Below are 13,381 nucleotides of genomic sequence, written 5' to 3' on the forward strand. Positions count from 1 at the left end.
ATAGATGTAGAGTTTAAGTGAATTGGAAACGCCATAAAGAATCTTATGGCGTTTTTTGTTTTTTTATATGCTTAAACTTACAATTTATACTTCAAAGCCAAATTAACGATTGCTCCTTCTTGGGGTGCCCAGATAGGTTTAAATGACGGGGTTTGAAGTGTTCCTGACACAACGCTCTCATAATCTGACTGTTTGATGTTTAATACATTTTCAGCATTTAATATCAAACTTAGGTGATCACCAAATTTACGCTCAATGGCCGCTGCCCAAAATACATAGTCTTTCACTCGTTGATTATCGTATAAATATTGGCTACCTACAAAACTACTTTCTATCCCAAAACGCCATTTATTTTCAACCGTATACGCCAATGTTAATGAAAATTTATCTTGCGGACTGAAAGGCAAATAAGCCGATTCGCCCGAGCCTGAACGCTTGGCAATGGTATGATTATACCCTAAATAAAACTCAATGGCATCATATTCTAGTCGTAAATAGGTATCTGTACCAATGCTGTTAATATCATAATTTGCATTGGTCAAGCGAGTTTTATTATTGCCACTGATTGAAGCCTCTGCAACAACAGGGTTCGTAATATTGGTGTAATAAAAAGCTTGGTCTAATTGTACGGAAAATTTTTCCCCAATGTGCGTAGAATATGCCACATCTATATTACTTCCCACCGAATGTTCTGGTTTTATCCCCATATCTAAAGGACTAAGGTTCCAGTAGTTTACACTAGTAACGCTGTTCGCTGGCGTTTGATTAGCAAACACATTAGGTGTTTTATACCCCGTCCCCACACTCCAACGAACGGTAAAGTGTTCCGACGGTTTAGTCATCAACGAAATTCGTGGTAATACAAATGTGCCAAAAACATTATGCTTATCTACACGCAAACCTATTTGTAATGAAAGTTTGGGGAATAACTGCCAATCGTCCTGAGCAAAAAAACCAATGGTGTTGTATTGATAACTTACTAGCTGAGTACTATCGAGTTGAGGTTTATTGAAATTCTCTAAGGTAAAGTTTCCGCCTAAAACTACCTTATGTTTACCAGCCACCCAATAATCAGCTATTTCAGTGTAGGATGATGTTTGGTTAGCCTTGAAGAATTTACTTTGTTCAGTAAAGTTTCTGCTAAACGTACTAATAGCACCTTTGATAGTTAAAGTATTATCGTCTGAAAAAGCATGATTAAAATTATAGTCCACCGTATGGCGTTGAAAATCGTTGGCAGAAACAAACAGTGGTCCTGCATTATTTTCTTGGTTTACAGCCTCCACAACACCTCCAACCCTTTTCTCCGTAATAAATGAGTAACCTACATTTACTTTGCTTTTATCTGAAATGGTATAAAAAAAGCGTGGGTGAAAAGAAAACTGCTTTATTAAAGGGCTATCTGAAAAACCATCGTTGTTTACATCTACCGCCTTTTGATCAGTGACACCTGCGAAAAGCGTCATACCAAATTTGCCAAATTTCTGGGCATAATAAGTATTTAGGTTAGTCTCTTTTAAGTTACTTCTATTTAAAACACCCGTAAATTCTGGAGTTTCAGAGGTAGGTGTTTTTGAAACAATATTAATCATCCCTCCTATTGCCCCTCCGCCATAAAGCGTAGACACTGAGCCTTTCACTACTTCCACTTGTCGTAAATCTAAAGGTGGAATTTGCAAAACGCCTAAGTTACCCGAAAAGCCTTCAAAAAGGGGAATCCCGTCACGTAAAATCTGAGTATATTTTGAATCTAAACCTTGCATTCTAATGGCTTGATTTCCATTGGTAGGCGAAGTTTTTTGGATATGAATAATAGAAATATCCCCGAGAATACTAGCGACATTCCCTGGTACTACCGCACTTTCTTCATCCATATCTTCTTGACCAAGCACCTCTACTTTTATAGGTAAATCTTCAATACGAGAATTGGTTCTTGAGGCGGTAACAGTCACTTCTTCAAGGTCTTCTCCCGATGCCGAAAGGGCAATTACAAAAGGTTGTTTGTCATCACTAAGAGGTAAAGTAATCTCAACTTGTTTTTTTTGATAGCCTATAAAACTAGCTTCAAAAAGCTGTTTGCCCGCAGGAAGGTTTTTTAATGTTACCAAACCATTGATATCCGCCGAACCACCAATTGCTTTTTTAGTGTTTAGCAAGCGAACACTTGCCCCGATAAAGACTTCATGATTGGTAGAATCCTCTAGTTTAAAGCTAATGGTAATATTTTGTGCAAAAATTGTTGAAGAGAACATTATCAACAAGCATAGGAATAAAGGTTTGTGTTTCATTTGAATCCATTTTTTGAACAAACCTATGACATGAATTTGGAGGAAATTTGAAGACAGAAACTTCATTACCATTTCACTTCAAAAATATGCTCGTTTTCAGCTTCATTAAATTGGTAGAAAAGCTTCAAATCGTAATATTCTGCTATCTGATGCACAATGGCTAGCCCTAAACCTGTAGCTTCTGGATGATTAGGGTGTTTTACAAAACGGTGAAACAGTTGCTCAACAGGAAAAGGCAAGGCTTCGCCTTTGTTTCTGATAATTAGGAGGTTTTGGTGTAAAATACAATTAATTTCTCCTTGCTTTTGGTTGTATCGAATCGCATTTTTCAATAAGTTACCCACTAATATCTCTGCTAGATACGGGTTTATCCATAAATATTGATTATCCTGAATTTCCTTCTTGATGACAATCTCCCGATGTTCAGCAAAAGCCTGATAAGTATCCAAGAGTCCTTTTACTAACACGCTCATATCTACTGCTACTGCCTCTGAAAACTGATTGTTTTCTATCTTGGTGAGCAATAACAAAGATTTATTCAATTGCGAAATCTTTTGAAGTGCTTCGGTAGATTTTTGAATATGTAAAATTTCTTTTTCGGGTAAATTCTCTGACTGCAAAAGGGTTTCTAGCTCTAAAGAAATAACCGCAATAGGCGTTTGAATTTCATGAGAGGCATTTTCAGTAAACTGTTTTTGCAAACGGAATTGTTTACCAATCCGCTCTATCATTAATTGGAGTGTCTGGCTTAGTAAATTAAATTCCTCTGTGGCTTCCGGCTGAAAGAAAGTTTCCGATTGCTTATTGATTTGATATACCCTTAGTTTGTCGATAATGCCATTAAAAGGTTTCCATAATTGACGATATACCATAAAGTTGAGGAACAACATCAACAATAATAACCCTAAAAAGCATAGCCCAACACCTACCGATAATTTTGCCGCAATTTCTTCAAACTCTTCATAAGGCTGTTTCAAAGTAACTAAAAAATTATGTTGTGGTGTGACAACACTCCCTTTCAAAACCCTGATGGCTGTTTTATGATTTTCGCGTAAATCTATTTCGGTAGAATCCATCAAATAAGGTTGTATGTTGATAGATGCTGGAATAATTGCTAGGTGAGGATTATCATCAATCGTCAGTAGATTGAACTGACTAGGAGGAAATTCGTTAAGCCTTTTTTGGACTACTTTAAAATGCGAAATTAATAATTCATCTATTTCGTGTAAGGTAGATTTATGGATAAACCAGTTGAGCATCAGTACACCGAAAATGGCAATCGGCAAGGATGCTAAACTTAAATAGAGTGCTGTTTTAAGGAGTAATTTCATGATTTTTCTGAAAAAATATAGCCTGCGCCATATCTCGTTTTTACATAATCTGGACAGCCCTTCTCGATAAGTTTCTTACGAAGATTTTTGATGTGGGTATAAATAAAATCGTGTGAATCGGCCAAATCCATGGAATCTCCCCAAAGATGTTCGGCAATCACAGACTTCGAAAGTATTCTATTCTTGTTTGAAATAAAGAATAATAGGAGTTCATATTCCTTGCCCGTCAGCTCTACTAGTTCATCTTTAACACTTACTTGTTGGTTATCTGGGGAAATACTAATCACATCAAAAACTACTTTCGTTTTTCCATCAAATAATCTCCTCCTCAACACTGATTTAATTCTGGCATTCAGTTCAGATAAATGAAAAGGCTTCGTTAAATAATCGTCTGCTCCCAAATCGAGCCCTGTTAATCTATCCTCCAACGAATTTTTAGCAGACACGATAATGATACCTGCCGAGGTATTACGTTTCTTTAATTCACGAATAATCTCTAGCCCGTTTCCGTCAGGTAAAGTAATATCTATTACTAAGCAGTCATAATCGTAATCATTTACTTTCTCAATGGCTTTGTGAAACGTAGCAACCGACGAAACGATATTTCCTTCTTGTTCTAAAAAAGATTGCATCGATACCAATAGTGAAGGTTCATCTTCAATAAGTAAAATTTTCATTCTTGCAGTGTTGATTGACTCACAAGTTATTAAATGTTTCTGAAGGAAATCTGATTTTTAAACTTGATAAAGGTTCAGTTAAGGTGATTGGGAGCTGTAGTTGCAAGAAGACAAAAACCTCATAGCCATCAAGCCATGAGGTCTGGAGTATGTTAGTGCACATAGTTAGATTGTTTTACAAATATGAAAACTTTTTATCAAAATTAAAATGCGTATTTATACCTATTTAAAGAAAAAAGATTTTTAACGTAGCAAAAAGACTTTACAAGATGTTTTTTTAAAAACCGTCAATATGGTGATACCTACTAATATTAGCAGAAAAACCTTTTTCATGCTAATAATTATCGGTTTACCCTGCCAATTTGACATTTTATATTGCCTTGGAACTGTATTTGCAAATATTCACTTTAGTAGAGTTTAAAATGTTTTAAGCTAAAAAATGACAAAATGACTATGCAAGAAAAAGGTAATATCTCGATTCATACCGAGAACATTTTCCCGATTATTAAAAAATTCCTTTATTCTGACCATGAAATATTCCTTCGTGAGTTAGTGTCAAATGCTGTTGATGCTTCGCAGAAAATTAAAAGATTAGCTTCAATTGGTGAATATTCAGGTGAGTTAGGTGAATTGAAAGTTACGGTTTCTTTTGATAAAGAGGCAAAAACCATCACCATTTCAGATGCTGGTTTGGGGATGACGGCTGAGGAAATTAAAAAATACATTAATCAAATTGCTTTCTCGGGTGCTACCGAGTTCGTAGAAAAATATAAAGATAAAGGCGACGAAAAAGCTATTATCGGGCATTTCGGTTTAGGTTTCTATTCTGCTTTTATGGTAGCTGAAAGAGTTGATATTATTTCAAAGTCATATCAAGAAGGTTCAGAAGCCGTAAAATGGACTTGTGATGGTTCTACTGAATTTGAAATTTCAGAGGCTACTCGCGAGGCTCGTGGTACTGATATTATTTTACACGTAGCCGAAGACTCTCTTGAGTTTTTAGAAGAATTTAAATTGAAACAAATTCTTGATAAATACTGTAAATTCTTGCCGATTGAAATTGAATTTCAAGAGAAAATTATCAATAATCCTTCGCCAATCTGGACTAAATCTCCGTCTGAATTAACAGATGAAGATTATCTTAAATTCTACGAAGAATTATATCCTTTTGCTGAAAAACCTTTGTTCTGGATTCACTTAAATGTTGACTATCCATTTAACCTGACGGGGATTTTATACTTCCCGAAAGTGAAAAATGAATTACAATTACAACGTGAAAAGATTCAATTATACAGTCGTCAGGTATTTATTACTGACGAAGTAAAAGACGTTGTGCCAGAGTTCTTGATGTTATTGCATGGCGTTATCGATTCACCAGATATTCCTTTGAATGTTTCGCGTAGTTTCTTACAGGCCGATAGTAATGTTAAGAAAATCAATTCGCATATTACTAAAAAAGTAGCCGATAAATTAGCAGAGTTATTCAAAACTGACCGTGCAGATTTCGAACAGAAATTTGACAATATCGGGCTATTTGTGAAGTACGGAATGATTTCAGACGAGAAATTCTATGACCGTGCGAAAGATTACTGTTTAGTTCAAAACGTTGATGGTAAACATTTCACGCTAAATGAATATGCAGAATTCGCTCAAGAAAATCAGAAAGATAAAAACGATGATGTAATTTACTTGTACACAAGCGATGTAAATGCACAAGACAGCTTTATCCAATCTGCCAAAAAACGTGGGTATGATGTATTGAAACTAGATTCAGTATTAGATAGTCACTTTATCAATCAGTTAGAAACTAAATTGGTAAAAACTAGCCTAAAAAGAGTAGATGCTGATACGATTGAGAAACTTATCGACAAAGGTGTTGCTGTTGATGTGGTACTTTCTGAAACAGAGAAAGAATCAGTGAAAAAGATTTTTGAAGAGGTAATCAACGATACAAGCAAAGTTGTTGCTTTAGAAGCAATGCCTGTTGATGAACTACCAGCCGTAATTACTCAAAACGAATTCATGCGCAGAATGAGCGATATGTCTCGTGCTGGTGGTGGAGGTATGAATATGTTCGGGTCAATGCCAAACAATTATATTGTTTCTATCAATGCAAACCATGCTTCTGTCGCTAAAATCCTTCAAACTTCGGATGTGCAAGAGCAGAAAAAATTAGCTAAACAAGTATATGACTTGGCCTTGTTGTCACAAAATATGCTTACTGGTGCTGATTTAACAGCCTTTATTCAAAGAACAGCTTTAGCACTGTAATAACACTGATAATGATAAAAGCTCTGTTAAGATTTATTCTTAGCAGAGCTTTTATATGATGTAGCTTATCCCTTAAATCAATGAAACTATGCTGTTTTTGATAGCATATAACACCAAACCCGTGACATTTCTGGAACCTGTTTTTTGTAATAGATTATTTCTATGACCATTGACAGTCTTTACACTTATATAGAGTTTCTCGGCTATTTCCTCGGCTGTATATTGTTGACAGACAAGCTGTAATATTTCCTCCTCTCTTTTAGTGATGACAATATTCATTTTTTTAGCCTTTACTTTTTTGCCTATTCTGCCTTGAATTGCCTTCAAAGTACGCTCGTTAATATAAGAGCCCTTGGAATGAACCGATTGAATAGCATCAAATACTTCTTGGGGGTCGCTATCTTTTACTAAATAGCCATGTGCACCATGTTCAATTAAATCGGTTATAAAATTTTCATCTTCATGAACTGAAAGAATAAGGATACGTACTTGGGGAAAAGAGGCTAACAGTGCATTCGTTACATCCAACCCATTAAATCCCCTGTTGTCGGGCCGTGGTGGAAGTGAAATATCTACTAACATTACATCTGGAATAGTTTTAGACTTATTTAATTTATCAATGACCGAATACCCATCTCCAGATTCAAACACTACTTCAAATTTATTATTACCGGCATAATTCAATATGCCTTTCATTCCTTCTCTGAAAAGTAGCTGGTCTTCTACCAAGCCTACTTTTATTTTGTTTTCCATTATTAAACGATTGTTTAGGTGGTGATGCTTTATTAAAAATCTGTAGAATAATAATTATAAAGGATTTACACTATTATCAATTGGTATTTCAATAAAGGCATAAAAACCTTTCGCATTTTCATTATTACCCCACTTAAAAATCCCATTAAGAGCTGTTACTCTGCCTTCTATACTTTTAAGTCCTAATCCATCAGAGCCATTTTCTATGTTTATTCCGCACCCATCGTCAGTGTATTTACACTGTATATCAAAAGCATTACACAAAATGTTTAAATCAATCACTGTAGCATTAGCATGCTTGATGGTGTTGTTGATTAATTCCATGATAATTCGATAATAACCTAAACTAATCACCCATGTGACAATGGGCATATCGCACAGCGCAGTCAAACGAATATGAATTTTCCCAGTTCTATTAATTTGGTCAGTAACAGCTTCTAAGGTTTTTATTAATCCAAATTTCTCCAATTGAGGTGGCATTAATTGATGGCTGATACTGCGTATACTACTAAGGGCAGATTCTGAAAGCTGACGAACGTTCTCAATACCTGCACGTGTTTTGGTATCTTCTTCTATAATTTGTTGTTCTATCACCATTAAATGCATCCGCATAATAGACAGCACAGCACCGAGTTCGTCGTGTAAATCTTGGGCTATTCTTTTACGTTCTTCTTCCTGAATATGGATGCTAGAACGGAGCAATTCATTTTGATAGAGTATTTTTAAGGATTCTTGCTTGAGCTTTTGCTCAAATAGGTTTTTGTGAAAGTGTTGATTTAAAAGCACAACACCTATGGCTATTATAAAAACTATAATAGTCATAGGTAATATGGTTTCTACAATGTTCAATTGCGTGACCGCTTCCATAGGCTAATAAAAAAACAACCGTACATTATAAAAGAGAAAAACGCATGCAATATCCATGTATAAAGATTAGTATCTACCGAAAATTTACTTACAATGGTAGCCCCAAAATAGAATATCAACAAATTGGACGTATGATAAATGAATAATCCAGAGTTGATCCAGTTCAAGCTGATAATATCATTATAAGCATTTTGTTTAACGATATCATTTAAAAAAACCATAAATGAAAAAAGCGTGAGGATTATAATAAGGATAGATTCAATTGTTAATGCATTAGAATTGAAGGTATAGATATTCTGTAAGGCTAGCGAATTAATGATACTAAAGATAGAGAATAATATGGTCATACACCATATTATTCTCTTATTAATAAAATCACCTAAGATTGTCCGATAAAACCAAGCTTGCAAAATAAAACCTACTGGAACGTATATATGTAATAAAGGCATATTGTTCTTACGATATAGCCAAAATGCCAAAGACAACAACTGTATAAAGCTTGAAAAAATGATAAAATAAGAAAATACACGTAATTCTCTTTTCAATTCATTAAAACAAGCAACAGTGTACAGCAGTGTTATTAGTATCGGTAAATCCGACAACAACAGTATCGTCTTGGCTATATTCATCCTCTATTACAGCTTTTTCTTAGTTAAAAGGTCTTCATTTGTTGCACATGTATTAGGGCAAGGGGTATTTAAATCCAACATATATTGGTCACCATTCGGGTAACTTGCTAGGTCTCTCGGTTTAATTCCATGTCCATTTTTATCAAGCATAACATCTTCCCCACCAATAGCAGGAGTAACATTTAAATTGGCTCCTACTACGGGTACTACATATAATTTAAAACTTCCTTTACTTTCTTTTTGCGACTTTGGTTGGTAGGCTAAATAAACCCGAATATTTTTATAAGTGGCTTTGCTAAGTAATGCTGAGTCTAAACCCATGGCAACTAATAATTCTTGAGATCTGATAGTATAAGCCCTAACAGACACATCAACTAGTTTTTTACGGCATAATGAGTCATAGGAGTCAATATCAGCAATTGCACTGTCTTTTGGTGTTAGCAAATCACTGAGAGGTACGGTGCTTTCCTTTATCGTATTATTTTCTGACTTTGTACAAGCAGTCATGGTAATCGCACATAAAACTGTTGCGATTAATAAGTTTTTAGTCTTCATAGTTATTTTTATTTAGTGTTTAATAATAATTGCCACTTTTCGCAGGCTCGCTAAATAGTGCATTATTGAATACAATACAATAATAAAAAAATCAACTCAACAAACTACAAAAGACCATTGGCATAGTCCTAAAAACAGGTATTTATACCCGTCGTTTTCATCAAATCAGGTATAAATATCCGTTTTAAGAAAGAAGTATTTCTCATCTTTTCTCCTCCTTTATTTAATATCAATTTTGCATATCACTTTTAATGAAGTGGAGTTCAGTTACCACTTGAATAAACGGGTCTGTCTGTAGGGGCATTTACTACAGGGGCGAATTCTGAAAAGCCTTACGAGTAGGAACAATTTCAATCTTTTTTCACTATGGCTAAGAATAAAATTATCAACGTCAATATCATTATTGACACAACTCGACTAATGAGAGATTTTAAGAGTCCGAGCAAAGACCAAAATAATCCGACTGGCATCGGTCATAACTACCAATACATGGTGGTATCAGAAGGAACAAATATCAATGGACAAGGTACTGGCGACCTTAGCTTCACTGCTGTTCAGGGAGATGTAGTTCGTTTTTATGCAGTGTCTGAATACAATAACTATGACAACCCAGTTATTTTATACAATTTGTTCAAATTTGGGGGTGTTGATGTTTTCAATAATCCAAATTTTGAATTGCAGCAGTTTTCGAATGTAAGCACTGTGGCGCCAAAAACTTTTAATCCATTAACATTACAGAGTGGTGTTACACAAAATTTTTGGTTTGCACAAAACACTGTGAACCAAAAAGGAACAGAAAACTATGGGCTACGCTTTGCCTTGTATAATTATGATGATTCTAATAATTTAATCCTTTATGGTTATTTCGCTTGGGATCCTACCATCATAGCGAAATAGCATTTGATGTTACTTCACTTTTCGAAGCAATTTATTCCTAGAATAGGTTGCTTCGATATTTCATTTTACAATAATATATCCGTTTTATCTCCAATCATATATCATGAATACAATTGTAAACATCAATATTATAGTATTCACAGAGCAATTGATAAAAGATTATCCAGAGCCAAGCCAAGACCCATCAAATCCAACTCAGGTAGCTAACTCTTGTGTTTATGTTGTAAAATTCGGGCAACAAAATAAAAAAATCACAGGATTTGTAGGAGAGCATCTCAATATTAATGCATCAAAAGATTTGCAGATCAATTTCTTTATGTCATCAGAGACCTCTAATTACGATACTCCTGTTATTCTTTATGAAATGAATTTACAGAAGTCTATTGAACATAATCCTCTTCAGCTAAAAATGTTTCCAAAAGTTAAAACAATTGCCCCTAAAAGCTTCAATCCGCTTGTTTGTGAGACTATTGAGAAAGATTTTTGGTTTTACACTGGATTTTTCAATAAACATAATAAAAGTGAATATGGCCTTAGATTTTCTGTTTATAGTGACGAGAATCTAAATATCTTGGGGTATTTCCAGTTTAATTTATCCTTATCGATAGGCTGATACTTATTTCTCTTTAAAAAGGCTTTTTCCTTTAAAAACCATTCCTATTGAAGCTATTCCTACTAACGTAATTGAATTCAAAGGCATTAATATTGCCGCTACAATTGGTGAGAGCGTACCTTGTACAGCAAAAGTTAACCCAACACAATTGTACATTAATGAAAATATATAACTAAAACGTATAAGCTTCAACGCAAATCTGCTGTATTTCAAAAAGGCTGGGAAGTCTTTCAAATGCTCTGCTGATAAAATCCCATCACTCATTGGGGTAAAATTCAGCGTATCATCCGTTACGGCTATGCCTATTTCTGCCTGTTTCAAAGCCCCAGCATCATTCAAGCCATCTCCTATCATGATTACTTTTTTGCCTTGGGCTTGTAACTTAAGGATAAAAGATAATTTTTCATGAGGGCTACACTCAAACCGTAAATGCTCTTTTGAGGTAAACCAACTTTCTAAATGGGTCTTTTCGTGTTGATTATCGCCCGATAATAAATATGTTTCATAGTTTTCACCAAGGTTTTTTATGGTCTTTTCAATGTCTGCTCTGTAATGATTAGGCAACGCAAAATAGCCTAAGTATTCATCATCAATGGATAAATGAGCAACCGAAGCAGAGAATGAATTAAACTCTTTTTCAAGCGATGAATTGACAAAATTACCAGACCCCAACTTTACTAAATGTCCATGATATTTACCTTCAATTCCTTTGCCTGGGGTTTCTTTAAACCCTTCAATGGCTAGAAATTGTTTTTCATGTGATATTTCTTTTATCTTCTGTGAAATAGGGTGCGAAGAATTATGTGCTAAAGAAACCACTAACATTTCTTCAAAAACCGACAGCGGGCGCTTTCCTTGAAAGTGTGGCTTGGCTCCTTCTGACGTTGTGATTGTACCTGTTTTATCAAAAACGATGGTATCGCAATTAGCCATTGTTTCAATAACATCCACATTCTTTAAATAGAAATGCTGTTTTCCCAATATCCTTAACCCATTGCCCAGTGCAAAAGGATAACTCAACGACAGTGTGCAGGGACAAGCAATAATTAATATGGCTGAAAAAGCATTCAACATTTTACTGGAATCCTGAAAATACCAATAAGTAGCCACTGAAAATGCCAGTGTCAACACGCCAAAAGTAAAGTATTTACCTACTAAATTTGAAAACACTTTGATACGGCTTTGTTGCTCTTTCTGAAACGTATCATTGTTCCAAAGTTGTGTTAGATAGCTTTGAGATACATCTTTTAGCACTTCCATCTCTATCGTCCCTCCTACTTGTCTGCCTCCAGCAAATAAAAAATCGCCCAGCTCTTTATTTTCAAGGGCAGCTTCTCCTGTTACAAAGCTATAGTCTATCCTAGCTTCACCTTTATACAACAATGAATCCGCAGGGATTAACTCACCGTTTCTTATTAAAATTTTATCTCCTTTTTTTAAAGCACTTACTGAAACAGACTCTTGCACGCCCATCACTAAACGAGTAACCGCCAAAGGGAAATAGGATTTATAATCGCGTTCGAAAGACAGAAAATGATATGTTTTTTGTTGGAACCATTTCCCGATTAATAAAAAGAAAATTAAGCCCGTAACAGAATCAAAATAGCCCGCACCATGATTAAAAACAACTTCGTAGGTTCCTCTGAAAAAAGCGACCAATATGCTTAATAAGATAGGAAAATCGATGTTTACGATACCTTTGCGAAGGCTTTTGTAGACAGATTCAAAGTAGCTAGAAGCTGAGTAGAATACTACGGGTATTGCCAATACGATGTTTAAATACCCAAAAAGCAATTTATAGGTATCGTCTTGTAGCCCTAAGTATTCAGGAAAGCTAAAGAGCATAATATTGCCCGCACAAAAACCTGCAAGGCCTAATTGTGTAAGTAATTTTCTATCATTAGGCTTTTGTTTTTCCTTCACTACATCATTCAACGACATCAAAGGCTCGTAACCTACTGAACTCAACAATTCGGCTAATTGACGAAAGCTGATACCGTGTTGGGCTACATTATGATTGAAGGTAACGGCTACTTGTTTCTTTAAAAAATCTACCTGCGAACGCTCAATGCCTTCGTGCAAACGGAATAAGTTTTCAAGTAAATACAAACATGAACTACAGTGTATGGTAGGAATATAGAAAGTAACCTTTGAAATGCTTTCATTCTGAAAATCTAATAGTGTTTTGGCAATTTCAGGATTATCTAAAAAATCAAACCGTGAAATTTGAGGAGTATTACCAGCTTTTTTTTCTATTTCATAATAATTACAAAGGTTGTTCTGGTCTAGAATCTCGTAAACTGTCTTGCATCCATCACAACAAAAAAACTTCTCTTCTATATGAATATGGTCGTCGGGGCATTCATTTCCGCAGTGAAAACAAAGTTGAGCTATATCGGTAGTGGCAATCATGTGAGTAGCGTTTATTTTTTGAGCAAGAATCCCAAAAGCTCTGCATCAAAACACAAAATTAATTTTTGACAAATCAAAGTTCATCATT

The 13,381-nt window shown here is 35.0% G+C and carries 10 protein-coding genes; 3 read left to right on the forward strand and 7 right to left on the reverse strand.

Annotated elements, in window-relative coordinates; genetic code table 11:
• Positions 1 to 77: 77 nt before the first annotated feature.
• From VB264_RS13090 to VB264_RS13100, 3 genes are all read right to left on the reverse strand, one after another.
• Positions 78 to 2,288 carry a TonB-dependent receptor gene (locus tag VB264_RS13090; RefSeq protein WP_323250025.1) on the reverse strand — a complete coding sequence of 737 codons (2,211 nt, stop codon included), beginning with the start codon at positions 2,286 to 2,288 and terminating at the stop codon, positions 78 to 80.
• 65 nt (positions 2,289 to 2,353) lie between these two features.
• The gene (locus VB264_RS13095; RefSeq protein ID WP_323250027.1) at positions 2,354 to 3,619 is read right to left on the reverse strand and encodes a sensor histidine kinase; all 1,266 of its coding nucleotides are present in this window, start codon (positions 3,617 to 3,619) and stop codon (positions 2,354 to 2,356) included.
• Positions 3,616 to 4,296 (reverse strand): response regulator transcription factor, encoded by a 681-nt coding sequence (locus VB264_RS13100; protein WP_323250029.1) that lies wholly within the window; start codon positions 4,294 to 4,296, stop codon positions 3,616 to 3,618. Before VB264_RS13100 ends, VB264_RS13095 begins: the two co-directional genes overlap by 4 nt.
• A 453-nt stretch (positions 4,297 to 4,749) precedes the next feature.
• Here VB264_RS13100 and htpG point away from each other — a divergent pair, with 453 nt between their 5' ends.
• Positions 4,750 to 6,567: a molecular chaperone HtpG gene (htpG, locus tag VB264_RS13105; protein ID WP_323250137.1), complete on the forward strand. Its 1,818-nt coding sequence runs from the start codon at positions 4,750 to 4,752 to the stop codon at positions 6,565 to 6,567.
• A gap of 72 nt (positions 6,568 to 6,639) precedes the next feature.
• On the opposite strand, the gene VB264_RS13110 is transcribed toward htpG, so the two are convergent.
• The 3 genes from VB264_RS13110 to VB264_RS13120 all read right to left on the reverse strand — a co-directional run bounded on the left by VB264_RS13110 (position 6,640) and on the right by VB264_RS13120 (position 9,371).
• Positions 6,640 to 7,320, reverse strand: a complete 681-nt coding sequence (locus tag VB264_RS13110) for a response regulator transcription factor (protein WP_323250030.1) — start codon at positions 7,318 to 7,320, stop codon at positions 6,640 to 6,642.
• A gap of 54 nt (positions 7,321 to 7,374) precedes the next feature.
• The gene (locus tag VB264_RS13115; RefSeq protein WP_323250031.1) at positions 7,375 to 8,142 is read right to left on the reverse strand and encodes a sensor histidine kinase; all 768 of its coding nucleotides are present in this window, start codon (positions 8,140 to 8,142) and stop codon (positions 7,375 to 7,377) included.
• A gap of 680 nt (positions 8,143 to 8,822) precedes the next feature.
• Complete coding sequence (locus VB264_RS13120; RefSeq protein ID WP_323250033.1) at positions 8,823 to 9,371, reverse strand: hypothetical protein; 549 nt, start codon at positions 9,369 to 9,371, stop codon at positions 8,823 to 8,825.
• Positions 9,372 to 9,737: 366 nt separating this feature from the next.
• Between VB264_RS13120 and VB264_RS13125 the strand changes: the two genes are divergently transcribed.
• Positions 9,738 to 10,268, forward strand: a complete 531-nt coding sequence (locus tag VB264_RS13125; RefSeq protein WP_323250035.1) for an inclusion body family protein — start codon at positions 9,738 to 9,740, stop codon at positions 10,266 to 10,268.
• A 103-nt stretch (positions 10,269 to 10,371) separates the two neighbouring features.
• Positions 10,372 to 10,881 carry an AidA/PixA family protein gene (locus tag VB264_RS13130; protein ID WP_323250037.1) on the forward strand — a complete coding sequence of 170 codons (510 nt, stop codon included), beginning with the start codon at positions 10,372 to 10,374 and terminating at the stop codon, positions 10,879 to 10,881.
• 3 nt (positions 10,882 to 10,884) lie between these two features.
• Here VB264_RS13130 and VB264_RS13135 read toward each other — a convergent pair whose 3' ends face one another.
• Positions 10,885 to 13,293, reverse strand: coding sequence for a heavy metal translocating P-type ATPase (locus VB264_RS13135; RefSeq protein ID WP_323250039.1), 2,409 nt, complete (start codon positions 13,291 to 13,293; stop codon positions 10,885 to 10,887).
• Positions 13,294 to 13,381 lie beyond the last annotated feature (88 nt).

Source organism: Arcicella aquatica (assembly GCF_034928825.1).
Taxonomy (GTDB): domain Bacteria; phylum Bacteroidota; class Bacteroidia; order Cytophagales; family Spirosomataceae; genus Arcicella; species Arcicella aquatica.

Bases quoted from the DNA above. Each gene is read 5' to 3' on its own strand.
- VB264_RS13090 (WP_323250025.1), bottom strand. From the start codon at position 2,288: ATGAAACACAAACCTTTATTCCTATGCTTGTTGATAATGTTCTCTTCA.
- VB264_RS13095 (WP_323250027.1), bottom strand. From the start codon at position 3,619: ATGAAATTACTCCTTAAAACAGCACTCTATTTAAGTTTAGCATCCTTG.
- VB264_RS13100 (WP_323250029.1), bottom strand. From the start codon at position 4,296: ATGAAAATTTTACTTATTGAAGATGAACCTTCACTATTGGTATCGATG.
- htpG (WP_323250137.1), top strand. From the start codon at position 4,750: ATGCAAGAAAAAGGTAATATCTCGATTCATACCGAGAACATTTTCCCG.
- VB264_RS13110 (WP_323250030.1), bottom strand. From the start codon at position 7,320: ATGGAAAACAAAATAAAAGTAGGCTTGGTAGAAGACCAGCTACTTTTC.
- VB264_RS13115 (WP_323250031.1), bottom strand. From the start codon at position 8,142: ATGACTATTATAGTTTTTATAATAGCCATAGGTGTTGTGCTTTTAAAT.
- VB264_RS13120 (WP_323250033.1), bottom strand. From the start codon at position 9,371: ATGAAGACTAAAAACTTATTAATCGCAACAGTTTTATGTGCGATTACC.
- VB264_RS13125 (WP_323250035.1), top strand. From the start codon at position 9,738: ATGGCTAAGAATAAAATTATCAACGTCAATATCATTATTGACACAACT.
- VB264_RS13130 (WP_323250037.1), top strand. From the start codon at position 10,372: ATGAATACAATTGTAAACATCAATATTATAGTATTCACAGAGCAATTG.
- VB264_RS13135 (WP_323250039.1), bottom strand. From the start codon at position 13,293: ATGATTGCCACTACCGATATAGCTCAACTTTGTTTTCACTGCGGAAAT.